At 69.7% G+C, this 24,864-nt stretch carries 19 protein-coding genes; 12 read left to right on the top strand and 7 right to left on the bottom strand.

Translation table 11 applies throughout. From position 1 onward, the window contains the following. Positions 1-87 precede the first annotated feature (87 nt). Entirely contained in the window at positions 88-1,206 is a 1,119-nt protein-coding gene (locus ACIPUC_RS20050) for a lipid II:glycine glycyltransferase FemX (protein WP_446590961.1), read from the top strand. A gap of 38 nt (positions 1,207-1,244) precedes the next feature. Beyond that, the gene (locus tag ACIPUC_RS20045) at positions 1,245-2,276 is read left to right on the top strand and encodes an alanine racemase (protein WP_446590959.1); all 1,032 of its coding nucleotides are present in this window, start codon (positions 1,245-1,247) and stop codon (positions 2,274-2,276) included. Between the two features lie 43 nt (positions 2,277-2,319). Here ACIPUC_RS20045 and ACIPUC_RS20040 read toward each other — a convergent pair whose 3' ends face one another. Further along, positions 2,320-3,780: a glycosyltransferase family 87 protein gene (locus tag ACIPUC_RS20040; RefSeq protein ID WP_446590958.1), complete on the bottom strand. Its 1,461-nt coding sequence runs from the start codon at positions 3,778-3,780 to the stop codon at positions 2,320-2,322. 103 nt (positions 3,781-3,883) lie between these two features. Further along, complete coding sequence (locus tag ACIPUC_RS20035) at positions 3,884-6,463, bottom strand: transglycosylase domain-containing protein (RefSeq protein WP_446590957.1); 2,580 nt, start codon at positions 6,461-6,463, stop codon at positions 3,884-3,886. 293 nt (positions 6,464-6,756) lie between these two features. Here ACIPUC_RS20035 and ACIPUC_RS20030 point away from each other — a divergent pair, with 293 nt between their 5' ends. From ACIPUC_RS20030 to ACIPUC_RS20020, 3 genes are all read left to right on the top strand, one after another. After that, the gene (locus ACIPUC_RS20030; protein WP_069921079.1) at positions 6,757-7,359 is read left to right on the top strand and encodes a PadR family transcriptional regulator; all 603 of its coding nucleotides are present in this window, start codon (positions 6,757-6,759) and stop codon (positions 7,357-7,359) included. A 49-nt stretch (positions 7,360-7,408) separates the two neighbouring features. Next, positions 7,409-8,491, top strand: coding sequence for an inositol-3-phosphate synthase (locus ACIPUC_RS20025; RefSeq protein ID WP_446590956.1), 1,083 nt, complete (start codon positions 7,409-7,411; stop codon positions 8,489-8,491). 106 nt (positions 8,492-8,597) lie between these two features. Continuing rightward, complete coding sequence (locus ACIPUC_RS20020) at positions 8,598-9,866, top strand: MFS transporter (protein WP_446590955.1); 1,269 nt, start codon at positions 8,598-8,600, stop codon at positions 9,864-9,866. A gap of 67 nt (positions 9,867-9,933) precedes the next feature. Here the strand turns inward: ACIPUC_RS20020 and ACIPUC_RS20015 are convergent, their stop codons facing one another. After that, entirely contained in the window at positions 9,934-11,400 is a 1,467-nt protein-coding gene (locus tag ACIPUC_RS20015; RefSeq protein WP_446590954.1) for a CCA tRNA nucleotidyltransferase, read from the bottom strand. Between the two features lie 185 nt (positions 11,401-11,585). Here ACIPUC_RS20015 and ACIPUC_RS20010 point away from each other — a divergent pair, with 185 nt between their 5' ends. From ACIPUC_RS20010 to ACIPUC_RS20000, 3 genes are all read left to right on the top strand, one after another. Then, a complete protein-coding gene (locus tag ACIPUC_RS20010; protein WP_446590953.1) occupies positions 11,586-13,841 on the top strand; it encodes a DUF6049 family protein in 2,256 nt (751 codons plus the stop codon). 46 nt (positions 13,842-13,887) lie between these two features. Then, positions 13,888-16,062: a murein biosynthesis integral membrane protein MurJ gene (murJ, locus tag ACIPUC_RS20005; RefSeq protein WP_446590952.1), complete on the top strand. Its 2,175-nt coding sequence runs from the start codon at positions 13,888-13,890 to the stop codon at positions 16,060-16,062. Between the two features lie 117 nt (positions 16,063-16,179). Further along, a complete protein-coding gene (locus ACIPUC_RS20000; protein WP_446590951.1) occupies positions 16,180-17,904 on the top strand; it encodes a protein kinase family protein in 1,725 nt (574 codons plus the stop codon). A gap of 98 nt (positions 17,905-18,002) precedes the next feature. On the opposite strand, the gene ACIPUC_RS19995 is transcribed toward ACIPUC_RS20000, so the two are convergent. Next, positions 18,003-18,452 (bottom strand): DUF2690 domain-containing protein, encoded by a 450-nt coding sequence (locus tag ACIPUC_RS19995; RefSeq protein ID WP_446590950.1) that lies wholly within the window; start codon positions 18,450-18,452, stop codon positions 18,003-18,005. A 176-nt stretch (positions 18,453-18,628) separates the two neighbouring features. On the opposite strand from ACIPUC_RS19995, the gene sigM reads away from it, so the two are divergent. From sigM to trxA, 4 genes are all read left to right on the top strand, one after another. Continuing rightward, positions 18,629-19,330: an RNA polymerase sigma factor SigM gene (gene sigM / locus ACIPUC_RS19990; protein ID WP_446590949.1), complete on the top strand. Its 702-nt coding sequence runs from the start codon at positions 18,629-18,631 to the stop codon at positions 19,328-19,330. Further along, entirely contained in the window at positions 19,327-20,271 is a 945-nt protein-coding gene (locus ACIPUC_RS19985) for an anti-sigma factor family protein (protein WP_446590948.1), read from the top strand. The genes sigM and ACIPUC_RS19985 overlap by 4 nt, the downstream gene beginning before the upstream one ends. A gap of 122 nt (positions 20,272-20,393) precedes the next feature. Beyond that, positions 20,394-21,353 carry a thioredoxin-disulfide reductase gene (gene trxB / locus ACIPUC_RS19980; RefSeq protein ID WP_446590947.1) on the top strand — a complete coding sequence of 320 codons (960 nt, stop codon included), beginning with the start codon at positions 20,394-20,396 and terminating at the stop codon, positions 21,351-21,353. 46 nt (positions 21,354-21,399) lie between these two features. Next, the gene (gene trxA, locus ACIPUC_RS19975) at positions 21,400-21,741 is read left to right on the top strand and encodes a thioredoxin (RefSeq protein ID WP_361750197.1); all 342 of its coding nucleotides are present in this window, start codon (positions 21,400-21,402) and stop codon (positions 21,739-21,741) included. Between the two features lie 60 nt (positions 21,742-21,801). On the opposite strand, the gene ACIPUC_RS19970 is transcribed toward trxA, so the two are convergent. The 3 genes from ACIPUC_RS19970 to ACIPUC_RS19960 form a co-directional block, all read right to left on the bottom strand. Beyond that, positions 21,802-22,419, bottom strand: a complete 618-nt coding sequence (locus ACIPUC_RS19970) for a GNAT family N-acetyltransferase (RefSeq protein WP_446590946.1) — start codon at positions 22,417-22,419, stop codon at positions 21,802-21,804. 147 nt (positions 22,420-22,566) lie between these two features. After that, a complete protein-coding gene (locus tag ACIPUC_RS19965; protein ID WP_446590945.1) occupies positions 22,567-23,652 on the bottom strand; it encodes a ParB/RepB/Spo0J family partition protein in 1,086 nt (361 codons plus the stop codon). Continuing rightward, positions 23,649-24,737: a ParA family protein gene (locus tag ACIPUC_RS19960; protein WP_446590944.1), complete on the bottom strand. Its 1,089-nt coding sequence runs from the start codon at positions 24,735-24,737 to the stop codon at positions 23,649-23,651. Before ACIPUC_RS19960 ends, ACIPUC_RS19965 begins: the two co-directional genes overlap by 4 nt. Positions 24,738-24,864: the final 127 nt, after the last annotated feature.

Here is a 24,864-nt window from a genome sequence, read left to right as displayed (position 1 = left end):
CTGCGGCCCGTCCCCCAGATGGGTGGCGCCCCTGTCGCAGTAGGCTTCGCGCCATAGCCAGCGAAGCCGCCGGAGGAGACACCCCGCATGAGCCTGTCCCTGAGCACCATCAGCCGAGAGCAGCATCTGGCCTACCTCCAGAGCCTGCCCTCGGCTAGCCACTGCCAGGTCCCGGCATGGGCCGACGTCAAGAACGAGTGGCGTTCGGAGAACCTCGGCTGGTTCGACAAGTCCGGTGAACTCGTCGGTGTGGCCCTGGTGTTGTACCGGCAGCTGCCCAAGGTGAAGCGGTACCTGGCGTACCTCCCCGAGGGCCCGGTCATCAACTGGTACGCCCCGAACCTGGAGGAGTGGATCCAGCCGATGCTGGCCCACCTCAAGAACCAGGGCGCCTTCACCGTGAAGATGGGTCCGCCCGTCGTCATCCGCCGCTGGAACTCCGCCGCCATCAAGGCCGGCATCCAGGACCCCGACGTCAAGCGCCTGCGCGACGTGGAGGCCTCGGTCATCGAGCCGCGCGCCTTCGAGGTGTCCGACAAGCTGCGCCGGATGGGCTGGCAGCAGGCCGAGGACGGCGGCGCCGGATTCGGCGACGTCCAGCCGCGCTACGTCTTCCAGGTGCCGCTGGCCAACCGCTCGCTGGACGATGTCCTCAAGGGCTTCAACCAGCTGTGGCGCCGCAACATCAAGAAGGCCGAGAAGGCCGGCGTCGAGGTCGTCCAGGGCGGCTACGAGGACCTGCCGACCTGGCAGCACCTGTACGAGATCACGGCCGAGCGCGACAAGTTCCGCCCGCGCCCGCTCAGCTACTTCCAGCGCCAGTGGACGGCCCTCAACTCCGAGGACCCCAACCGGATGCGGCTGTACATCGCCACGCACGAGGGGGAGCCGCTGGCCGCCGCCACGATGCTCACCGTCGGCCAGCACGTCTGGTACTCGTACGGCGCCTCCGCCAACCACAAGCGCGAGGTGCGCCCGTCCAACGCGATGCAGTGGCGCATGCTGCGCGACTCGTACGCGCTGGGCGCGAGCGTCTACGACCTGCGCGGCATCTCTGACACGCTGGACGAGAACGACCACCTGTTCGGTCTGATCCAGTTCAAGGTCGGCACGGGCGGCGAGGCCGTCGAGTACGTCGGCGAGTGGGACTTCCCGCTCAACAAGGTGCTGCACAAGGCGCTCGACATCTACATGTCGCGTCGCTGACTCCACCCCACCACACACACGAGAGGCTCCGGACGGGCATGGCGCTCACGCTCTACGTCGACACCGCGCGCTGGCGTGCGCACCAGAAGCAGATCCAGGACCAGTTCCCCGGAATGGTCCCTGTCTGCAAGGGCAACGGGTACGGCTTCGGCCACGAGCGCCTGTGCGAGGAGGCGACCCGGATGGGCGCCGACGTACTGGCCGTCGGAACGACGTACGAGGCCGCCAGCATCAAGGACTGGTTCGGCGGCGACCTGCTCGTCCTCACCCCGTTCCGGCGGGGCGAGGACCCGGTACCGCTGCCCGACCGGGTCATCCGCTCGGTGTCCTCGCTGGACGGGGTCCGCGGTCTGGTCGGCGCCCGTGTGGTCATCGAGTGCATGAGCTCGATGCGCCGCCACGGCATCTCCGATCAGGACCTGGGACAGCTGCACGCGGCGATCGACGACGTACGGCTGGAGGGCTTCGCCCTGCACCTGCCGCTGGACCGCCCGGACGGCTCGGACGCCGTCGAGGAGGTCATCGGCTGGATGGACCGGCTGCGAGCGGCCCGGCTGCCGCTGCACACCATGTTCGTCAGCCACCTGCGGGCGGAGGAACTGGCCCGGCTGCAGCAGCAGTTCCCGCAGACCCGCTTCCGCGCACGGATCGGGACCCGGCTGTGGCTGGGCGACCACGACGCGACCGAGTACCGCGGCGCGGTCCTCGACGTCACGCGCGTGGCCAAGGGCGACCGCTTCGGCTACCGCCAGCAGAAGGCCGCGTCCGACGGCTGGCTGGTCGTCGTGGCCGGCGGTACCTCGCACGGCGTGGGGCTGGAGGCACCCAAGGCCCTCCACGGCGTGATGCCGCGTGCCAAGGGCGTCGCCCGGGCGGGCCTGGCCACGGTCAACCGCAACCTGTCGCCCTTCGTGTGGGCGGGCAAGCAGCGCTGGTTCGCCGAGCCGCCGCACATGCAGGTCTCGATCCTTTTCGTGCCGTCGGACGCGCCCGAGCCCACGGTCGGCGACGAGCTCGTGGCACACCTGCGGCACACCACCACGCAGTTCGACCGGGTGCTCGACGCCTGACCGGCTGCCGCCGGCCGGTCCGTGACCGGCCGGCACGCCCGGGTCAGTCCTTGGGGACCCTGCCCCAGTCGACCCGCTGGCCCTCCGAGGGCGTCGCGTACCGCGGCGCCCGCGCCGCGTCCGACAGCACGAACACGTCCTCGGCCCCGTCCAGGACACCGCCGGAGGGGTCGTCCGAGCCGTCCCGGCGCACGACGTCCCGTTCGGGCATCAGGATGTCGCGGACGATGACCGCGCACAGGTAGAGGGTGCCCAGCAGGTGGGCGGCGATCGCCAGCTGGTAGCCCTCCGTGGGCAGGCCCTGGTGCTTGTCCCCGCTGCTCGTGTAGGCCAGGTAGAACCAGATCCCGAAGAAGTACACGACCTCGGTCGCCTGCCAGATCAGGAAGTCCCGCCAGCGCGGCCTTGCCAGCGCCGCGAGCGGGATGAGCCACAGCACGTACTGCGGCGAGTAGACCTTGTTGCACAGGATGAAGGCGGCGACGACCAGGAAGGCCAGCTGGGCGAAGCGGGGCCGGCGCGGGGCGGTCAGGGTCAGCAGGCCGATGGCCCCGCAGAGCAGGAGCGTCAGCCCGGTCGCGTACGTGTTGGCGCCGTCCAGGGGGTTGCCCGAGCGCTGGGAGATCAGCAGCCACACGGAGCCGAAGTCGATGGGCCGTTCCTGGCTGAAGGTGTAGAACTTCGTCCAGCCCTCCCAGGCGAGGAGCATGACGGGCAGGTTCACCACGAGCCAGGATCCCGCCGCGCCGAGCGTCGCGGCCCCGAAGGCGCGCCACTTCCCGGCCCGCCAGCAGAGGACGAACAGCACTCCGAGCAGCAGCACCGGGTAGAGCTTCGCCGCGGTGGCCAGGCCGATGAGGACACCGAAGAGCACGGTCCGGCCGCGGGACCACATGAGCATTCCGGCGGCGGTCAGGGCGATGGCCAGCAGGTCCCAGTTGATCGTCGCGGTGAGCGCGAAGGCCGGCGCGAGGGCGAACAGCAGGGCGTCCCAGGGGCGGCGGCGGTGGGTCCGGGCCACGCACACGGCGATGACGGCGGTGCAGGCCATCAGCATGCCCGCGTTGACCATCCAGTACATCTGCTCGCGGTGCTGCATGGAGCCGCTGCCGGGCGTCAGCCAGGAGGCGATCTCCATGAAGAGCCCGGTGAGCACCGGGTACTCCAGGTACTCCATGTCGCCGGGGAGCCGGTCGAAGTACGGGGCCAGGTTGTCGGCGAAGCCGCGTACCGCGTACAGGTGGGGGATGTCGGAGTAGCAGGCGTGGGTGTACTGGGAAGCCGCGCCCCGGAACCACGCCCAGTCGTAGCAGGGCAGCTTCTGCACCATGCCCAGCGCGAACATGCCGATGGCGATGAGGGCCACCACGCGGACGGGCCCCAGCCAGTGGCCGCCGAGCCGGGCGTGGCGGCCGAGCGGGCCGCCGAGGAACTCACTGCCCGCTGCGGCGACCTCGTCCTGCTGGGTGGGCAGTACGGGGCTGTCCTCGTGCACCTTGGTCATGGGCTCATCCTGCCGTACCGGGCCGGACATGGGGGAAGGCCGTCGCACACCGTGCGACGGCCTTCCCGATTCGGTCGGCGGCCCGGTCAGTCGGCGGGCCCGGTCATTCGGCCGCCGCTCCGGTGGGCCAGCCCGTGGTGCCGCCCGGACGGCCGGGTTTGGCGGTGTTCGTCGGGGACTGCGATCCGCTGGGACCGCCGATGAACCCGCCGTCCGAACCCCCGGTGGGGGTCCCGGTGGGCGTCGGCTCGCAGTACAGCTCCCAGGGCTTGCAGGAGGGCCTGCCGCCCTTCGACGGGGTCGGGGACGGCGTCGGGGAGCTCGACGGCGAGGGCGAGGGCGAGGTGGACGGCGAGGCGGGGGCCGAGGGGGTCGGGGAGGGGGCGCCCGCCGAGTCGGCCTTCACACCGATGTCCTCGGCCTCCGGGAACGGCGTGACCGGGGTGTCCTTGAGCGCTTCGCGCATGTATTCGGTCCAGATCACGGCCGGGATGTCACCACCGTGGATGGAGTCGACCCCGCCCACGTTGTTCATCGAGAGCAGTTCCTTGCCCTGCGAGTTGGGGTCGGACCGGAAGAGGGCCACGGAGGTGGACAGTTCCGGGGTGTAGCCGACGAACCAGGCCGACTTGTTCTGGTCGGTGGTGCCGGTCTTGCCCGCGGCGGGCCGGCCCAGCTTCTTGACCTTGGTACCCGTACCGTTCTGGACCACGTTCTGCAGGACCTTGGTGACGTTGTCGGCGATGGCGTTGTCCATGGCCCGCTCGTCCTTGGGCTTTTCGAACCCGCTCAGCGCCTCGCCGTCCTTCTCGACCTTGGTCACGGAGAACGGCTCGCGGTGGGTACCGGAGGCGGCGAAGGTGGCGTACGAGTCGGCCATGCGAATGGCGCTCGGGGTCGAGGTGCCCAGGGCGAACGAGGCCGTGTTGTCCTTGTCCATCGACTCCTCGAGGATCCCCGTCGCCTTGGCCACGTCACGCACCTTGGTGTGGCCGACGTCGAAGACGAGCTGGGCGAAGGGGACGTTGATGGACTTCTCCATCGCCTCGGTGAGGGTCACGTAGCCGTAGGCCGTGGGGCTCTCGTTCTTCTGCCGGAACGGCTTGCCGTCGGGTCCCGCCAGCGGGTTGCCCTGGCGGCTCTTGATCACGGTGAGGTCGTCGGCCATGTACTTGCTGTCGGGCGAGATGCCCTGGCCGTTGGAGTTCTGGGTGCCGTGCTGCATCGCCGCGGCCAGGACGTAGGGCTTCCACGTCGAGCCGACCGGGACACCCATGGTGTTGGCATTGTTGCTGAAGTGCTTCTGGTCCATGCCGGGCCCGCCGTACAGGGCCACGATGGCACCGGTCTTCACATCGACGGAGGCAGCGCCGAACTGTACGAAGGTGTCGTACTCGGGGCGCTTCTTCTCGTCGAGGAAGTCGTTGCGGGTGTCCTCGACGGCCTTGGCCAGGGCGTCCACCTTCGGCTTCTGGAAGGTGGTGTGGATCTGGTAGCCGCCCAGGGCCATCTGCTCGACCGTGATGTTCTTGGTCTTCATCACGTACTGCTTGGCCGTCTCGACCAGGTAGCCGATCTGGCCGGTCATGCCGCGGGCCTGCTCCGACTCGACGCGCGGGGGGAAGTCCGTGTCCTTGTACTTGGCTCGCTCGTCCTTGGGCATCCGGCCCACCTCGACCTCGCGGTCCAGGACCCAGGCCCAGCGCTTCCTGGCCCGCTGCTCGTTGAGGGCGGGGGTGGCCGCGGCGCCGATGCCGCCGTCCGGGTTGTACAGGTTGGGGCCCTTGAGCACGGAGGCCAGGAAGGCGCACTCGGCGGGGTTCAGGTCCTGGCTGTCCTTGCCGAAGTAGGCGCGGGCCGCTGCCTGGATGCCGTAGGCGTCGCGCCCGTAGTAGGCGGTGTTGAGGTAGCCGGCGAGGACCGTGTCCTTCTCCTCGGAGACACCCAGCTTGAGCGCGATGAAGAGCTCGGTGACCTTGCGCTTGAGCGTCTGGTCGGAGTCCAGGTAGGTGTTCTTCACGTACTGCTGGGTGATGGTCGAGCCGCCCTGCGTGGAGCCGCCCGTGGCCATGTTCCACACGGCGCGGGCGATGCCCATGGGGTCGACGCCCTTGTCCGTCTCGAACGACTCGTTCTCCGCCGCGATCACGGCGTCCCTCATCGCCCGGGGGATCTTGTCGATGGTCACGATCTGCCGGTTCATCGAACCGCCGGTCGCGACCATCTGGGTGTCGTCCGCCCAATAGAAGACGTTGTTCTGGGCCTGGGCCGCCTTGTGCGGGTCGGGCGTGCTCACCATGGCGATGCCGATGCCCGCTCCGGCGGTGATGATCGCGAAGAAGCCCAGTGCCGTGCCGGACACCAGCTTCCAGGACGGCACGAAGCGCTTCCAGCCGTCCCGGTCGGACCGCGGGTAGTTGATGAGGCGCTTGTCGGGGCGTCCGGTGCCACGGGCGGCGCGGCCGGAGCCTCGGCCACGGCCGGCGGACCCTCTCTGGGCGGCCCGGCGGGCCTCGGCGCGGCTGCCGTGGGCGGACGGTTCCGCATACGGCCCGCTGGGCGAGGCGGTGGGCACGTCACGTCCGGATCCGGCGCCCCGGCCGGGACGCTGCTGGGCAGCCCGGCGGGCCGAGGCTCGCCCACCACCTTGGGGCTGCGACGGTTTGCGGCGGTGCTCGCTCATCGAACGACTACTCCTCGGGCAGGCGAGTGGCCTGGAAGCGGCAGGTGAATTCCGGTTCCCCCGGTGTCCTGGCGCACAGACTACGCACGCCCAAAACCCGACCAGTGCCGAAGTTCACCCCAAATCAGGCAACCTGCATCGTACGAATTGGTGATGTGATGCCGGTCACCACGTCACCCCTTGTCGCCGGACGCGCACCGTTCTATCGTCTGGATGTATCGAGTCGATACATCAGCTCGGTATAAAGACTCAGAGCGAGGGCTCGGAGTCAGAGTCAGAGGAGAGGCAGGCGGATGAGCAGGCGCTCAGGCATCCTCGAATTCGCCGTCCTCGGCCTGCTTCGCGAATCCCCCATGCACGGGTACGAGCTGCGCAAGCGGCTCAACACCTCGCTCGGGGTGTTCAGGGCCTTCAGCTACGGGACGCTCTATCCCTGCCTCAAGACGCTCGTCGCCAACGGCTGGTTGATCGAAGAACCGGGCAACGCCCCGGAAGACGCGCTCGCCGCTTCACTCGCAGGGCGGCGTGCCAAGATCGTCTACCGGTTGACGGCCGCGGGCAAGGAGCACTTCGAGGAGCTCCTCTCCCACACGGGACCCGACACCTGGGAGGACGAGTCCTTCGCCGCCCGCTTCGCCTTCTTCGGCCAGACCGAACGAGACGTACGCATGCGGGTGCTGGAGGGCCGCCGCAGCCGGCTGGAGGAGCGTCTGGAGAAGATGCGCGCCTCACTGGCCCGCACGCGGGAACGCCTCGACGACTACACGCTCGAGCTGCAGCGGCACGGCATGGAGTCCGTGGAGCGCGAAGTGCGCTGGCTGAACGAGCTCATCGAGAGCGAGCGGGCGGGACGGGATCGCAGACGACCCGGACCGTCCGACGAAACTGAAAAATGAGGCCTGCATCTCGCAGACCTCGTCCGAGAACAAACAGGGAGCAACCGGAATGGGTTCGGTTCGCGTAGCCATCGTAGGCGTGGGCAACTGCGCCGCCTCGCTGGTGCAGGGCGTCGAGTACTACAAGGACGCCGACCCGGCGTCCAAGGTCCCCGGGCTGATGCACGTCCAGTTCGGCGAGTACCACGTGCGTGACATCGAGTTCGTCGCCGCGTTCGACGTCGACGCGAAGAAGGTCGGCCTCGACCTTTCGGACGCCATCGGCGCCAGCGAGAACAACACCATCAAGATCTGCGACGTCCCGAACACCGGTGTGACCGTCCAGCGCGGCCACACCCTGGACGGCCTGGGCAAGTACTACCGCATGACCATCGAGGAGTCCGCCGAGGCTCCGGTCGACGTGGTGCAGATCCTCAAGGACCGCCAGGTCGACGTCCTGATCTGCTACCTGCCGGTCGGCTCCGAGGCCGCGGCGAAGTTCTACGCCCAGTGCGCCATCGACGCCAAGGTCGCCTTCGTCAACGCCCTCCCGGTCTTCATCGCCGGCACCAAGGAGTGGGCCGACAAGTTCACCGAGGCCGGTGTCCCGATCGTCGGCGACGACATCAAGTCGCAGGTCGGCGCCACCATCACGCACCGCGTGATGGCGAAGCTGTTCGAGGACCGCGGTGTCCGTCTTGAGCGCACCATGCAGCTCAACGTCGGCGGCAACATGGACTTCAAGAACATGCTCGAGCGCGACCGCCTCGAGTCGAAGAAGATCTCCAAGACGCAGGCCGTCACCTCGCAGATCCCCGACCGTGAGCTCGGCGAGAAGAACGTCCACATCGGCCCGTCCGACTACGTCGCGTGGCTCGACGACCGCAAGTGGGCCTACGTCCGCCTCGAGGGCCGCGCCTTCGGCGACGTCCCGCTGAACCTCGAGTACAAGCTCGAGGTGTGGGACTCCCCGAACTCCGCCGGTGTCATCATCGACGCCCTGCGCGCCGCGAAGATCGCCAAGGACCGCGGTATCGGCGGCCCGATCCTGTCGGCGTCCAGCTACTTCATGAAGTCCCCGCCGGTGCAGTACTTCGACGACGAGGCCTACGCGAACGTCGAGAAGTTCATCAAGGGCGAGGTCGAGCGCTAGTCGAGCCCCGAGGGTCCGCGAGGACACCTGGACTTCGGCTGTTCTTCCGCGGAGGGTCCCCGGGCAATATGCCCGGGGACCCTCCGCGTATGTGACCCTTTCCCTCATGCCTGTCGTACGTGATCTGCGCGTACTCCTGCGCCTGAGGGACTTCCGCAACCTGCTCGCCGTACGGCTGCTCTCCCAGGCGGCGGACGGCGTCTACCAGGTCGCGCTCGCCACCTACGTCGTCTTCTCCCCAGAGAAGCAGACCTCGCCGGCGGCCATCGCCTCGGCCATGGCGGTACTCCTGCTGCCGTATTCCGCGATCGGCCCGTTCGCCGGGGTGCTGCTCGACCGCTGGCGCCGCCGCCAGGTCTTCCTCTACGGCAACCTCCTGCGGGCCTTCCTCGCCTGCGTCACCGGCATGCTGATCGTCGCCCAGGTCCCCGACTGGCTGTTCTACGCGTCGGCGCTGTCCGTGACCGCCGTCAACCGCTTCGTCCTGGCCGGGCTCTCCGCATCCCTGCCCCACGTCGTCGGCCCCGGTCAGCTGGTCACCGCGAACGCCCTCTCCCCGACCGCCGGAACCCTCGCGGCGACCGCCGGCGGGGGACTGGCCTTCCTCGTCCGGCTGCTGGCCGCCGACGCCGACGCCCTCGTCGTGCTCCTCGGCGCAGGGCTGTACCTGACCGCGGCCCTGGCCTCCCTGCGCCTGGCCATCGGCCTCCTGGGGCCCGACCACCCCCCTGGCCTGGTCCGCCCGTCCGTCGCCGAGGGCGTGGCCCTCACCGTCCGCGGCATGGCCGAGGGTCTGCGCCATCTCGCCTCGCGGCGGGAGGCCGCCCGTGCGCTCACCGCGATGACGATGATGCGGTTCTGCTACGGGGCGCTGTTCGTCATGCTGCTCACGCTCTGCCGCTACTCGTGGTCGGACAACGAGTCCGACGGGCTCGCTCTGCTGGGGGTCGCGGTCGGCGTCTCGGGGGCCGGGTTCTTCACGGCCGCCGTCGTCACTCCCTGGCTGGTGGACCGGCTGGGCCCGCTGGGCTGCATCACCGCCTGCTCCGCGGCCGCAGCTGTCCTGGTGCCCGCGCTCGGACTGTCCTTCGCCCCCGGTCCGATGCTGATCGCCGCGTTCGTCCTCGGCCTCGCCACCCAGAGCGCCAAGATCTCCACCGACACGGTCGTGCAGTCCCGGGTGGACGACGACTATCGCGGCCGCGTCTTCTCCGTTTACGACGTGCTCTTCAACGTCGCCTTCGTGGGCGCCGCGGCGGTGGCCTCCCTCATTCTCCCCGCCCACGGGCGGTCCGTGCCACTGATCCTCTGCGTGACCGCCCTCTACGCCGTCACCGCGGCGCTGCTGGGCCGGCAGGAGCGACGTTTCACGTGAAACATCGCCGCCCGCGTCTGCGCCGGGGCCGTTGTTTCACGTGAAACATCGACCCCGGCCTCCCGCCTCAGGCCTGCGCGGCCCACCACTCCTTGAGGGCGGCGACGGCCGCGTCCTGCCCCATCGGTCCGTTCTCCAGCCGCAGCTCCAGCAGGAACGCGTACGCCTTCCCGATCACCGGACCGGGGCCGACGTCCAGCACCCGCATGATCTCGTTGCCGTCCAGGTCGGGCCGGATCGCGTCCAGCTCCTCCTGCTCCTTCAGCTGCGCGATGCGCTCCTCCAGCCCGTCGTAGGTGCGGGAGAGCGCGTTGGCCTTGCGCTTGTTGCGCGTGGTGCAGTCGGACCGGGTCAGCTTGTGCAGCCGCTCCAGCAGCGGGCCGGCATCGCGGACGTAGCGCCGTACCGCGGAGTCCGTCCACTCGCCGTCGCCGTACCCGTGGAACCGCAGGTGCAGCTCCACCAGCCGGGACACGTCCTTGACGATGTCGTTGGAGTACTTCAGGGCCGTCAGGCGCTTCTTGGTCATCTTCGCGCCCACCACCTCGTGGTGGTGGAAGGAGACCCTGCCGTCGCTCTCGAAGCGCCGGGTACGGGGCTTGCCGATGTCGTGCAGCAGGGCCGCGAGCCGCAGCACCAGGTCCGGGCCGTCCTCCTCCAGCGCGATCGCCTGCTCCAGCACGATCAGCGAGTGGTCGTAGACGTCCTTGTGGCGGTGGTGCTCGTCGCTCTCCAGCCGCAGCGCGGGCAGCTCGGGCAGGACCCGGTCGGCCAGCCCGGTGTCCACGAGCAGGCCCAGGCCCGTGCGCGGGTTGGCGGAGAGGATCAGCTTGTTCAGCTCGCCCTGCACCCGCTCCGCCGAGACGATCTCGATCCGGTCGGACATGGCCTTCATGGCCGCGACGACCTCGGGAGCGACCTCGAAGTCCAGCTGCGCGGCGAACCGCGCCGCCCGCAGCATGCGCAGCGGATCGTCGGAGAACGAGTCCTCGGGGGTGCCGGGAGTGCGCAGCACACCGGCGGCCAGATCCTCCAGACCGCCGTACGGATCGATGAACTCCTGCTCCGGCAGGGCCAGCGCCATGGCGTTGACCGTGAAGTCGCGCCGGACCAGGTCCTCCTCGATCGAGTCGCCGTAGGAGACCTCGGGCTTGCGCGACGTCCGGTCGTAGGCCTCCGACCGGTACGTCGTCACCTCGATCTGGAAGCTCCGCTCAGCGTCTGCGACGCGGGCACTCTTGTGCGCGCCGACCGTGCCGAAGGCGATGCCGACGTCCCACACCGAGTCGGCCCACGGCCGGACGATCTTCAGAACGTCCTCGGGGCGGGCATCGGTGGTGAAGTCGAGATCGTTGCCGAGACGCCCGAGCAGCGCGTCGCGGACGGACCCGCCGACCAGGGCGAGGCGGAATCCCGCCTCCTGGAAACGGCGGCCGAGCTCGTCGGCGACAGGGGCGACCCGCAGCAGTTCACTCACCGCGCGGCGCTGCACCTGACTCAGGGCACTGGGATTGTCTTCGTTGGCGTTCGGCACAACAGAAAAGGGTACGTGTCCCGCCCGGCGCGGGCTCCCCCGTTTATGGCGACCCCGGTACACGGCCGCCCCGGGGCTGAGCCGATCATGTGGAGCAAGGGGCGGCACCCGCGCACAGCGGGTCTCGTTACCATGCGTGGACGCACAGACGACGACCACTGACACTTCGAGGGACGGGCTAACGCGTGGCCGAGGCGGCAGACATCCTGGGGACGTCCCCCACTCCTGTCCGGCGCCGATGGCTGCGGCGCACGGTGGTCCTGCTCGCCGGGACGCCCGTCCTCGCCGCCCTCGTCTACTCTCCCGCCCCCGAGGCCCAGGCCGCCCAGGCGGCCACCGTAGACGTCCAGCTGAACTCGATGACCCCCGCCGCCCCGATCAAGGGCGACACCCTGACCATCTCCGGCACGGTGGTCAACAACGGCTCCGAGACGATCACCGACGCACACGTGGGCCTGCGGGTCGGGCCGCTGCTCGCGGACCGGTCGTCGATCGACGAGGCGGCGGAACGCACCAGCTTCCGGGCCGGCACCGACCCCGGCGAGATCGACCCGGCCCACGCCGTGAAGATCGCCTCGTTGCCCTCGAAGGTCAACCAGTCGTTCACGCTCACCATCCCGGTGAACAAGCTGGAGCTGGACAAGGACGGCGTCTACCAGCTCGGCGTCTCCCTGTCCGGGGCGACCGAGAGCCGCCCGTCCGAGCAGGTCCTCGGCATCAAGCGCACCTTCCTGCCCTGGCAGCCGGATCCCGCGGCCAAGCGGGCCCAGCTCACCTACGTGTGGCCGCTGATCTCCACCACGCACGTGACCGCGGAAACCGGCTCGGACGAAACCCAGACCCCCGTCTTCCTCGACGACTCCCTCGCCGAGGAACTCAGGTCGGGCGGCCGGCTGGAGCGGATGGTCGCGCTCGGCAAGGACCTGCCCATCACCTGGGTCATCGATCCCGACCTGCTGTACACGGTCGACGCGATGACCAAGGGCTACCGGGTCCGCGTACCGGGCGGAAAGTCCGTCCAGGGCAAGAACAAGGCCCTCGCCGAACAGTGGCTCAGCTCTCTGGAAGCCGCCGTCCAGGGCAAGAAGGTCGTGGCGCTGCCCTTCGCGGACCCCGACCTCGCCTCCCTCGCCCACCGGGGCAAGGACGTCTCGGGAACCCTGGGCCAGCTGCGCCCCGCCACCGACAAGGCGAAGCAGGCCGTCGAGACGGTCCTGCACGTCCCCGCGTCCACCGACTTCTCCTGGCCCGTGGACGGCGCCATCGACCCGTCGATCGTCAACGTCGCCACCTCGGCCGGTGCCCACAACATCCTCACCCGCAGCGACAGCCTCTCCGAGAGCGGCGCCCTCGGGTACACCCCCTCGGCCGCCCGCCCCATCGGCGCGGGTGCCACCGCCGTCGTCGCCGACGCGGAACTCTCCACCGCCTTCGAGGGCGACATGCTGAGCGCCGGGAACTCCACCCTCGCCGTGCAGCGGTTCCTCGCCCACAGCCTCGCTCTGAACCTGCAGAAGACCGACGAGCAGCGCAGCTTCGTCGTCACCCCGCAGCGGATGCCCGGTGTCAGCCAGGTGCAGACGATGGCCGACGCCGTCCGCGCCCTCCAGGCCGGCCGCTGGATCCAGCCCGTCGACCTCGAGACCGCGGCCGCGGCCAAACCCGACCCCTCTGCCGCCACCCAGGTGCCGGGCGCCGGGCAGTACCCCGAGGACCTGCGCAAGCAGGAGCTACCGGTGGCCGCCTTCGAGAAGATCCGGACCACCCAGAACACCCTCGACCACTTCAAGGTCATCCTCGCCGCACCCGACCGCGTCGAGATCCCCTTCGGCAACACCACCAACCGGGAGATGTCCACCTCCTGGCGCGGCCACCCTGCGGAGGCAGCCCTCTACCGGGACCAGGTCCAGGACTATCTGATCGGCCTCACCGAGAAGGTCAAGGTCGTCCCCAAGTCCGACGCCACCCTGTCCGGACACAGCGCCACCATTCCGGTGAGTGTCCAGAACAGCCTCGTCCAGGACGTGCGCGGCCTCGTCCTGCGGGTGAAGTCCGCCAACCCGACCCGCCTGATGTTCGGCGAGGCGGAACAGCAGGTCACCGTCCAGGGCGACCACACCCAGACCGTAAAGTTCACCGCGAACGCCACCGCGAGCGGCCCCGTCGAGGTCACCGCGCAGCTCTTCACCAAGGACGGCGTCCCCTACGGCAAGGAACGAAAGTTCACCGTCGACGCCACCGAGATCACCCCCACCGTCATGCTCGTCATCGCCGGCGGTGTGCTCCTCCTGGTCCTGGCCGGCATCAAGATGTACGCCAGCCGCAAGCGCGTCGCGGCACGCGCGGCCGCCGAGGAGAGCACGCAGCCGAGTGACGAGTCCCCGGACACCGGACCGCAAAGCACCGACGGGTCCGGCACGGGTGAGACAGTGGACCGTTGAGCGATGCCGTGGCCGGCCGGCCTGGGGACGATGAGGTGGGGTTTCGATGAACGCGCCGTACGACGGTGACCGCGCGCAGGGCACTGGTGGGCCTGCGCCCTCCCAGGGCACTGCCCCGGGCACCCCGGTGCCCGGGCAGGTTCCCGCGCCTGCGCCCGCGCCGGAACGCGACCCGTATGTCCAGGACGCCTACGACCACGACCCGTACCGGTCGCAGGACCTGTCCGCACAGGACCCCGTGTCCGAGGTCCTCTACGACAGAGCCGCGCACCCCCCGCCGCCGCCCGGCACCTACCAGGAGGCCGGCCCGCTCTACGCGGCGCCCAGCGCGCCCTCGTACGCCCCCGATCCGCGCGTCTGGGCCCAGACCCCACCGCCGGAGCCGGACGGCCCCTCCCGCCACCTGCCCTACGGCGACCACGCCACCACGACGCAGTTCGTCGGCGTGGACTCCCTCGTCACCAAGGCGTCGGACGAACAGCCCGAGCCCGATGCCTTCGCCCACCTGTACCGGGACCAGGAGGCGGCTCCCCGCACCCCCGCCGAGGACGCCCCCGTCGCCGCCCCGGCACCGGCCAAGCCCGCCGGACGCGCCTCCAGCCTGCTGAAGTCCAGCGCGCTCATGGCCGCCGGCACGATCGTCTCCCGCATCACCGGCTTCCTGCGGACCCTGGTCATCGCCGGCGCCATCGGCGTGGGCACCTTCAACGACACGTACCAGATCGCCAACACCCTGCCCACGATGATCTACGTGCTGGTCGGCGGCGGCGCCCTCAACGCCGTCTTCATCCCGCAGCTCGTCCGGGCCATGAAGAACGACAGTGACGGCGGCCAGGCGTACGCCAACCGGCTGCTGACCCTCGTCGTGGTCCTGTTGGCCGCCATCACCACCGTCTGCGTCCTGGCCGCACCGGTGTTCATCACGATGATGTCGCCGAAGATCGCCTCCGACCCCCAGCAGATGGATGTCGCGGTCGCCTTCGCCCGCTACTGCCTGCCCACCATGTTCTTCATGGGCGTACACGTGGTCCTCGGTCAGATCCTCAACGCGCGCGGCCGCTTCGGCGCGATGATGTGGACCCCGGTCCTCAACAACATCGTCGTCATCGCCACCTTCGGCGCCTTCATCTGGGCCTTCGGCGGCTTCACCACCTCCGGCGTCAACGCCACGACCGTCACCGCCGACGGGGTACGCCTCCTGGGCCTCGGCACCCTGCTGGGCCTCACCGTCCAGGCCCTCGCCATGCTGCCCTACCTGCGCGACGCCGGCTTCAAGCCGCGCCTGCGCTTCGACTGGAAGGGCCACGGCCTCGGCAAGGCCGCCCGCCTGGCGAAGTGGACGTTCTTCTTCGTCCTCGCCAACCAGATCGGTCTCGTCGTCGTCACCCAGCTCGCCACCTGGGCCGGATCCGTCGCCGAGAAGCAGGGCCACCCCGGCACCGGCATCACCGCCTACAACTACGCGCTGCTGCTGTGGCAGATGCCGCAGGCCATCATCACCGTCTCGGTCATGACGGCCGTCCTGCCGCGCATCTCCCGGTCCGCCCACGACGGAGACGCGGCCGCCGTGCGCGACGACATCTCCTACGGACTGCGCACCTCCGCCGTCGCGATCGTGCCCTGCGCCTTCGCGTTCCTCGCCCTCGGCGTCCCGATGGCCACCCTGCTCTACGCCGGCTCCGGCGCCGGCGCCCAGAACATCGGCTACGTCCTGATGGCCTTCGGCCTCGGACTGATCCCGTACTCGGTCCAGTACGTGGTCCTGCGCGGCTTCTACGCCTACGAGGACACCCGGACGCCCTTCTACAACACCGTCATCGTCGCCGCCGTCAACGCGGCGGGCTCCGCGGCCTCCTTCTTCGTCCTCCCCTCCCGGTGGGCCGTCGTCGGCATGGCCGCCGCCTACGGCCTCGGCTACGCCGTCGGCGTGGGCGTGGCCTGGCGCCGCCTGAAGACCCGTCTCGGCGGCGACCTCGACGGCGCCCACGTGATGCGCACCTACGCCCGCCTCACCGGCGCCTGCGTGCCCGCGGCCGCCGTGGCCGGCGCCGCCGCCTACGGGGTCACCCAGTGGCTGGGCAGCGGAGCCGCGGGCTCCGCCGCCTCCCTCGCAGCGGGAGGCATCGCCCTCGCGGCCGTGTTCCTCATCGCCGCCAAGCGGATGCGGATCGAAGAACTCAACTCGATGGTCGGAATGGTCCGCGGACGACTGGGGCGCTGATGCGCACAACCGTCGCCCCCCTTCGTGTGTCGTGCATAGCGTCGGACTGTGGGCACAATTGGCATGGCTTCGCAGACTGGCCGACAGCGCGCAACGGATGGGGAGGCGGGAACGACGGTGGCGGAACGTAGCACGGCTGCCGTCGACGTGGCCGACAACAGTGGCGACAAGCCGCTGGCCGCGAAAGCGGACAAGGCCACGGCCGACGGGGTGGACATCCAGAACGGACGAGCCGCGGACGGACCCATGACCGAAAAGGACAGCGAACGCACGACCGCGGCCCCCGCGGCCGCACCCGAACTCCACAGCGGCCACAAGCTCGCCAGACGCTACCGGCTCGAAGAGTGCGTCACCCGTGTGGACGGATTCAGCAGCTGGCGTGCGATGGACGAGAAGCTGCGCCGGGCCGTCGGCGTCCACCTGCTGCCCGCCGACCACCCGCGGGCCCGTTCCGTCCTGGCCGCCGCACGCTCCTCCGCGCTGCTCGGCGACCCCCGGTTCGTCCAGGTCCTCGACGCCGTGGAGGAGAACGACCTCGTCTACGTCGTCCACGAATGGCTGCCCGACGCCACCGAACTCACCGCGCTCCTCGCCGCAGGACCCCTGGAGCCCCACGAGGCCTACCAGCTCGTCAGCCAGGTCTCCCAGGCCATGACCGCGGCCCACCGCGAGGGCCTCGCCCACCTGCGGCTGACGCCCAGCGCGATACTGCGCACCTCCACCGGCCAGTACCGCATCCGCGGCCTCGCCGTGAACGCCGCCCTGCGCGGCATCACCAGCGAGACGCCGCAGCGCGCCGACACCGAGGCCATCGGCGCCCTCCTGTACGCCGCGCTCACCCAGCGCTGGCCGTACGAGAGCGACGCCTACGGCCTCACCGGCCTCCCCAAGGGCGTCGGCCTGATCGCCCCCGACCAGGTCCGCGCCGGCGTCCACCGGGGCCTGGGCGAGCTCGCCATGCGCGCCCTCGCCAACGACGGGGCCACCGCCTCCCGTCAGGAACCCGCCTGCACCACCCCCGAGGAGCTGGCCAAGGCCGTCGCCGCGATGCCCCGCATCCGGCCGCCGGAGCCCGCCTTCACCGCGCCGCCCGAGTACCAGCACACCACCTACCAGCAGGGCAGCTACGGCCGCCCCGCGCAGCCAGGACTGTCCACGACGCAGCCCACGGTCGTCGCCCCTCCGCCGCCGCTGCAGAGCCGCACCGGCCGCGCCCTCAAGTGGGGCGTCGCAGCCCTGCTGATCGCCGCCCTCGGCCTCGGCAGCTGGCAGCTGGCCGACACCCTGCTGGACCACAACAGCGGCGGCACCAACGGCCCGAACCACACGCAGACCGAGTCGGACGACAACCCGAAGCAGGAGCAGGAACCCGTCCCGCTTGAGATCAAGGGGGCACAGGAATACTTCCCGGACGGGAAACCGCAGAACGCCGAGGACGTCTCGAACACCTACGACGGAGACGCGTCCACCTTCTGGCGCACCAAGAGCTACTACGACGGCCCCGAGATGAAGATCAAGGACGGCGTCGGCATCGTCTACGATCTCGGCTCCGAGCAGGAAGTCAACGGAGCCTCGATAACGCTGAGGTACGGTGGCGCGCACACCACCCTCACGCTGTACGCCACCGACTCGAAGTCCCCCAAGGGCTCCGTCGGCTCCATGGCGAAGATTGCCGGAACCACGACGTCGGAGACCGCGCTGCAGCTGGCCGCCGAGAAGCCCGTGAAAACGCGGTACGTGCTGCTGTGGATCACCGCGATGCCACATGCCCCACTCGACGACTTCAGCGATCCCGGATACAAGCAGGCCATCACCAACGTCTCGTTCGTCCGGACCCCGTAGCACTCCTCGGAACCGGACGCGCCGATAAAATCGGGGCTGTGGGAGCAAAGCTCCCACAGCCCCGGAACAGACCGCATTGCTACAGGCAGAATGTACGGTCAGTAGGAAGCGGTCCGCGTGTGCAGGCTCGTGTTCGAGTACTGCGACCAGCCCTCAGCAAACGAATTCAGCGGATCCTTGTCGTACACCATGGCCGTGTAGCACGTGTAGCTGCCGAGGGAATCGCTGTAGCTCAAATTCGAGCAGTTGTAGGCCTTGCCGTCGTTGTTGCGCACGATCTGCGCCTTGCCCCAGGCGTTCTCGGAAAGCCTGATGCGAGCCCACGCGGTGTGGCACTTGACGCTGTATCGCAGTTCGACCACCCCGAGGGTCCAGTTCGACGTGCCGATGTACGCCGACTGCTTGGTCGTAGCGTCAGCGGCACAACCAGCCGACGACGGGTTCTGCCCGTCCAGGGGGTACGAAGCAGCGTGCGCGTTTCCCGGAATTGCTGCCACCAACAGCGGCGCCGCAACGAGAGCAGGAATAAACTTACCGAGCTTTCGCATCAGTCTCCCCAACCTGAATACCAATCGAAAAACAGCTCCGACCCTAACACAAGATGATCTTGGTTGTCGGGATCGCCGAAGCGGCCCGCCGCGACCGAAATGCCCAAATAGCCCTCATTTACATTCAGAGGCAAACCCGATTCAATACCAGCACGGAACCAACCAGGAGAGGAATCATGAGGCCTGCGGCTGACGATCCCGACCCGGTCCAAGACCAGGAGTTGCTGGCCCGGCACGTCGCAGGAGATCCGGAGGCCTTCGGAGAGCTCGTGCGGCGCCACCGCGACCGGCTCTGGGCCGTGGCCCTGCGGACACTCGGAGACCGGGAAGAGGCCGCCGACGCGGTACAGGACGCCCTCGTCTCCGCCTACCGGGCAGCCCACACCTTCCGCGGGGACTCCGCCGTCACCACCTGGCTGCACCGCATCACCGTCAACGCCTGCCTCGACCGGGCCCGCAAGGCCGCCTCCCGCAAGACCTCGCCCCTCGACGACACCGAGCGCCTGGAGCGCCTCCTGGAGCCCCACGAGTCCGCCGAAGCCCCCGCGGAACGCCAGGACCTCCACCGCCAGCTCCTGGCCGCCCTCAGCACCCTCCCGGCCGATCAGCGGGCCGCACTCGTCCTGGTCGACATGCAGGGATACCCCGTCGCCGAAGCCGCTGAGATCCTCGACGTCCCCACCGGCACCGTGAAGAGCCGGTGCGCACGCGGCCGGGCGAAATTGCTCCCGATGGTCACTCATCTGCGCACGAATGCCGGGGATAACACCGCCGCCGAGCGGGGAAGGAACCGGACGCCGGGCACAGCCGTCCCACCAGCGGCAGAACCCAGGCATCCAGACCCCGACGCAGTGAAGGGCGGAGGTGGACGACCGTGAGCCCCACCACCGGCACGACCGGCACGATCCGGCACCCGGACGTCTCGGAGATCTCCGACCTGACCGAAGGACTGCTCTCGCCGACCCGCAGCGCCGAAGTCCGCCGCCACCTCGGCGACTGCGCGCTGTGCGCCGATGTCCGCGCCTCCCTGGAGGAGATCCGCGCCCTGCTGGGCACCCTCCCCGGACCGGCCCGGATGCCCGCCGACATCGCGGGCCGCATCGACGCCGCCCTCGCCGCCGAGGCCCTCCTCGACGCCACCACGGCCCAGGCGTCCGGCAACAGCCGCCGGCCCGCCGAGACGGCCCGTCCGCGCTCCGACGACCGCGATGTTTCACGTGAAACGCCCCGGGCTGCCGCTGGGCGGCGCCTCCAGCCCACCGGTCACCCGACCGGCCCAACCGGCCCCGGCCGCCGCCGCGCCCGCCGCCGGATCGCCGTACTCGCGGGACTGACCGGAGCCGCCGCCTGCGCCCTCGGGATCTTCCTGTTCAGCGACCCCTCCGGCCCGCCCGCACAGACGGCCCGCGACGCGGCGAGCTCCGCTGCCCAGCCCCGTGCCACCGACGGCTCCTACACCGCCCAGGGCCTCCAGAACACCGTCAGGGACCTCCTCGCCTCCGGGAAGGCCGCCGGTACGGTCCCGGAGGAGCAGAACAACACGTACGGGCTGGAGAACAGCCCTCAGGCCCCGGGGATCGCGCCCGACGACCGTCGGGCTGCCCCCGTCCCGGCCTGCGTCCAGAAGGCCACCGGCCGCTCCGACCCGCCGATCGCCGCCGAACGCGGCAGCTACCAGGGCACTCCCGTCTTCCTGCTCGTCCTGCCCCACCCGGGCGACACCTCCCGCGTGGACGCCTACCTCGTGGACAGCGGCTGCGAAACCGCCCCGGCCGCCACCGGACGGGTGTTGCTCACGCACACCTACGCCCGCAGTTGACACGTCGGGGCCCGCACCGGGACAGCTGGGAATGCATGCGCCGTAGGATCCGTTGGGTGGGGTGAGAGTCCGCACCGGCCCCGGTAGGCAGCACGCAGTCCGCAGAGACGAGGAAGAAACCAGTGAGCGACGTCCGAAACGTGATCATCATCGGATCCGGACCGGCCGGCTATACCGCCGCCCTGTACACCGCACGTGCTTCGCTCAAGCCGCTGGTATTCGAAGGTGCCGTCACCGCCGGCGGCGCGCTGATGAACACCACCGAGGTGGAGAACTTCCCCGGGTTCCAGGACGGCATCATGGGCCCGGACCTCATGGACAACATGCGCGGCCAGGCCGAGCGCTTCGGCGCCGAGCTGGTCCCCGACGACGTCGTCTCCGTGGACCTCACCGGTGACATCAAGACCGTCACCGACACCGCCGGCACCGTCCACCGCGCCAAGGCCGTCATCGTCACCACCGGCTCCCAGCACCGCAAGCTCGGCCTGCCGAACGAGGACGCCCTCTCCGGCCGCGGTGTCTCCTGGTGCGCCACCTGCGACGGGTTCTTCTTCAAGGACCACGACATCGCCGTCGTCGGCGGCGGCGACACCGCGATCGAGGAAGCGACCTTCCTCTCCCGGTTCGCCAAGTCCGTCACGATCGTCCACCGTCGCGACAGCCTGCGCGCCTCGAAGGCCATGCAGGACCGCGCCTTCGCCGACCCGAAGATCAAGTTCGCCTGGGACAGCGAAGTCGCCGAGATCCACGGCGAGCAGAAGCTCTCCGGTCTGACCCTGCGCAACACCAAGACCGGCGAGACCTCCGCGCTGCCCGTGACCGGCCTCTTCATCGCCGTCGGCCACGACCCGCGCACCGAGCTGTTCAAGGACCAGCTGGAGCTCGACGAAGAGGGATACCTCAAGGTAGAGGCCCCCTCGACCCGGACCAGCGTGACCGGCGTGTTCGGCGCCGGCGACGTCGTGGACCACACCTACCGTCAGGCCATCACCGCCGCGGGCACCGGTTGCTCCGCCGCACTCGACGCCGAACGCTTCCTCGCCGCCCTCGCGGACGCCGAGAAGGCCCACGCGACCGTCTGACCCCGTACCAGCCCCACCCACACCCCGCAGGAAGAAGGAGGCCGCTGTGGCCGGCACCCTCAAGAACGTGACCGACGCTGACTTCGACGCCGAGGTCCTCAGGAGCGACAAGCCCGTACTGGTGGACTTCTGGGCCGCCTGGTGCGGACCGTGCCGCCAGATCGCGCCGTCCCTCGAGGCCATCGCCGCCGAGTACGGCGACCAGATCGAGATCGTCAAGCTGAACATCGACGAGAACCCGGCCACGGCCGCCAAGTACGGCGTCATGTCCATCCCGACCCTGAACGTGTACCAGGGCGGCGAGGTGGCCAAGACCATCGTGGGTGCCAAGCCGAAGGCCGCCATCCTGCGCGACCTCGAGGGCTTCGTCCAGGTCAAGACCGCCTGACGATCCACACGTTGCGACGGGGCCGCCCCTTCGGGGGCGGCCCCGTTTCGCGTATCCGGCTCACAGCGGGCGCAGCGCCGGTTCCTTGCGCGCCGCACCCAGCAGCCGGTCCAGCGCCAGCTCCACGTCTTCCTTCCACGACAGCGTGGAACGCAACTCCAGCCTCAGCCGCGGATGCGCCGGGTGGGGCCGCACCGTCTTGAAGCCGACCGCGAGCAGGTGGTCCGCCGGGAGCAGACACGCCGGACCCTCCCACCGGGCGTCCCCGAACGCCTCGATCGCCCGGAAGCCCCGCCGCAACAGGTCCTTCGCCACCGTCTGGACCATCACCCGGCCGAGCCCCTGTCCCTGGTATCCCGGCGTGATCCACGCAGTGATCAGCTGCACGGCGTCGGGTGACACGGGACTGGTCGGGAACGCGGTGGCCCGCGGTACGTACGCCGGCGGCGCGTACAGCACGAAGCCGACGGGAACCTCGTCCACGTAGACCACCCGGCCGCACGATCCCCACTCCAGGAGGACGGCGGAGATCCAGGCCTCCTTCTCCAGTGCCGGCGTACCCGCCTTCACGGCGGCCTCACCGCTGACCGGATCGAGCTCCCAGAACACGCAGGACCGGCAACGACGAGGCAGGTCCTGGAGGTTGTCCAGCGTGAGCGGTACCAGCCGACGACCCATGAACGCATCGTAGCCACTGGCTCCCGTTCTTTCGACAGGCACAGCTTCGACAGGCACAGCTGCGACAGGCACAGCTGCGACAGGACGACAAAGGGGCGGACCGCGCCGGATCTCACCGGCACGGTCCGCCCCTCGGCGGCCGGGGGGTCACTCCCCGGACAGACCCTGCTCCAGCACCCGGCCCTCGCCCGGCGCCAGCGTCCCCAGAATCCGCTCCAGATCCTCCATCGACGCGAACTCGACGGTGATCTTGCCCTTCTTCTGGCCCAGGTCGACCTTCACCCGCGTCTCGAACCGGTCCGACAGCCGCGTCGCCAGCTCACTGAGCGCCGGAGCCACCCGGGCACCCGCACGCGGACCCTTCGGCTTCACCGCACTGGAGGGCTCCGACGCCATCAGCGTCACGATCTCCTCCACCGCACGCACCGACAGCCCCTCGGCCACGATCCGGTGCGCCAGGCGGTCCTGCTCCTCGGAGTCCTCCACCGACAGCAGCGCCCGCGCATGACCCGCCGACAGCACACCCGCCGCCACCCGGCGCTGCACCGACGGCGACAGCTTCAGCAGCCGAAGCGTGTTCGACACCTGAGGACGCGAACGGCCGATCCGGTCGGCCAGCTGATCGTGCGTGCAGTTGAAGTCCCGGAGCAGCTGGTCGTACGCCGCAGCCTCCTCCAACGGATTCAGCTGAGCCCGGTGCAGGTTCTCCAGCAGCGCGTCCAGCAGCAGCTTTTCGTCATCCGTCGCCCGGATGATCGCCGGAATGGCCTCCAGACCGGCCTCCCGGCAGGCCCGCCACCGCCGCTCACCCATGATCAGCTCATAGCGGCCAGGAGTCGCCTGCCTCACGACCACCGGCTGCAGCAGACCCACCTCCTGGATGGAGGTCACCAGCTCGGCCAGCGCGTCCTCGTCGAACACCTCACGGGGCTGCCGCGGGTTCGGCGTGATCGCGTCCATCGGAAGCTCCGCGAACGTCGCCCCGGCCACCACATTGGCCTCCGGCGCCGCCGGCACCGGCTCGCTCACCGGCTCGGCCGCGAATGTTTCACGTGAAACATCGGCCTGCGCCAGCGAAGCCAGCTTCGCCGCCGCGATCCCCCGCTCCGAGGTGATCACCGGCACCGCCGACGGAGACATCGACCCGCCGCCGACCACCGGCGTCTTCTCCTGCGGAGCCGCCGGAATCAGCGCACCGAGCCCCCGCCCCAAACCTCTACGCCGCTCGCTCACTGGATCCCCTCCGCCACACTCTGCGTGCTGTTCACACCCGCGCCCAGATGGGCCTGCTGGGCGTCGTACTGCATTCCAACCCCACGAAACGCGATCTCCCGCGCCGCCTCCAGATAGGAGAGCGAACCGCTGGAACCCGGGTCGTACGTGAGCACCGTCTGCCCATAGCTCGGCGCCTCGGAGATACGCACCGACCGCGGGATGCTCGTCCGCAGCACCTCCTTGCCGAAGTGACTGCGCACCTCGTCCGCCACCTGCGAGGCCAACCGGGTCCTGCCGTCGTACATCGTCAGCAGGATCGTCGACACGTGCAGGGTCGGGTTCAGGTGGGCCCGCACCAGATCGACATTGCGCAGCAGCTGCCCCAGCCCCTCCAGCGCGTAGTACTCGCACTGGATCGGGATCAGCACCTCCGCGCCCGCCACCAAGGCGTTGACCGTCAGCAGCCCCAGCGACGGCGGGCAGTCGATCAGGATGTAGTCGAGCGGCTGCTCGTACGCCTGGATCGCTCGCTGCAGCCGGCTCTCACGGGCCACCAGCGACACCAGCTCGATCTCCGCGCCCGCCAGGTCGATCGTGGCCGGAGCGCAGAAGAGCCCCTCCACGTCCACCACGGGCTGGACGACCTCCAGCAGCGGCCTGCTGTCCACCAGCACGTCGTAGATCGACGGCACATCCGCGTGGTGGTCGATTCCCAGGGCCGTGGAGGCATTGCCCTGCGGGTCGAGGTCGACCACCAGGACCCGCGCTCCGTGCAGTGCCAGTGAGGCCGCCAGATTCACGGTCGTCGTGGTCTTGCCCACGCCGCCCTTCTGGTTGGCGACCACGATGACCCGGGTCTGCTCCGGGCGGGGCAGGCCCTCGCCGGCGCGCCCCAGTGCCTCGACCGCCAGCTGGGCAGCTCGGCCGATCGGGGTGTCGTTGTCTACAAGGGGCGGAGGCGATGTTTCACGTGAAACATCGTCTCCCGCCGATTCAGAGCGGGGACCGGGGACCGGATCGGCCATCGGCCCCGCGAGGTTGGCGTCGGACCGCACGGTGTCACTCTCCTCGACATCAGGCTCGCGATGAACAGAGCCTGCCATGTCACCGGGGTCGCGAACCAGCGGGGCCCGTACTCCTGTGGATGAATCCACCGATGTGGACAACTCCGTCCCCCTCGCGTCCTTGCGAGGGCGGGGGGACGCAGCCGCACGACCGCGGCTGATGATT

This window comes from Streptomyces sp. LARHCF249 (assembly GCF_052871255.1).
The sequence above is the reverse complement of the archived record's forward strand: the minus strand, read 5'-3'. Positions and strand labels throughout refer to the sequence as shown.

Excerpts from the sequence above, each read along its gene's own strand:
- ACIPUC_RS20020 (WP_446590955.1), top strand. The coding sequence starts at position 8,598 with ATGCCTGTCGTACGTGATCTGCGCGTACTCCTGCGCCTGAGGGACTTC.
- ACIPUC_RS19970 (WP_446590946.1), bottom strand. The coding sequence starts at position 22,419 with ATGGGTCGTCGGCTGGTACCGCTCACGCTGGACAACCTCCAGGACCTG.
- ACIPUC_RS20035 (WP_446590957.1), bottom strand. The coding sequence starts at position 6,463 with ATGAGCGAGCACCGCCGCAAACCGTCGCAGCCCCAAGGTGGTGGGCGA.
- ACIPUC_RS20050 (WP_446590961.1), top strand. The coding sequence starts at position 88 with ATGAGCCTGTCCCTGAGCACCATCAGCCGAGAGCAGCATCTGGCCTAC.
- ACIPUC_RS20040 (WP_446590958.1), bottom strand. The coding sequence starts at position 3,780 with ATGACCAAGGTGCACGAGGACAGCCCCGTACTGCCCACCCAGCAGGAC.
- sigM (WP_446590949.1), top strand. The coding sequence starts at position 18,629 with ATGAGGCCTGCGGCTGACGATCCCGACCCGGTCCAAGACCAGGAGTTG.
- murJ (WP_446590952.1), top strand. The coding sequence starts at position 13,888 with ATGAACGCGCCGTACGACGGTGACCGCGCGCAGGGCACTGGTGGGCCT.
- ACIPUC_RS20025 (WP_446590956.1), top strand. The coding sequence starts at position 7,409 with ATGGGTTCGGTTCGCGTAGCCATCGTAGGCGTGGGCAACTGCGCCGCC.
- ACIPUC_RS19960 (WP_446590944.1), bottom strand. The coding sequence starts at position 24,737 with ATGGCAGGCTCTGTTCATCGCGAGCCTGATGTCGAGGAGAGTGACACC.
- ACIPUC_RS20030 (WP_069921079.1), top strand. The coding sequence starts at position 6,757 with ATGAGCAGGCGCTCAGGCATCCTCGAATTCGCCGTCCTCGGCCTGCTT.
- ACIPUC_RS19995 (WP_446590950.1), bottom strand. The coding sequence starts at position 18,452 with ATGCGAAAGCTCGGTAAGTTTATTCCTGCTCTCGTTGCGGCGCCGCTG.
- ACIPUC_RS20045 (WP_446590959.1), top strand. The coding sequence starts at position 1,245 with ATGGCGCTCACGCTCTACGTCGACACCGCGCGCTGGCGTGCGCACCAG.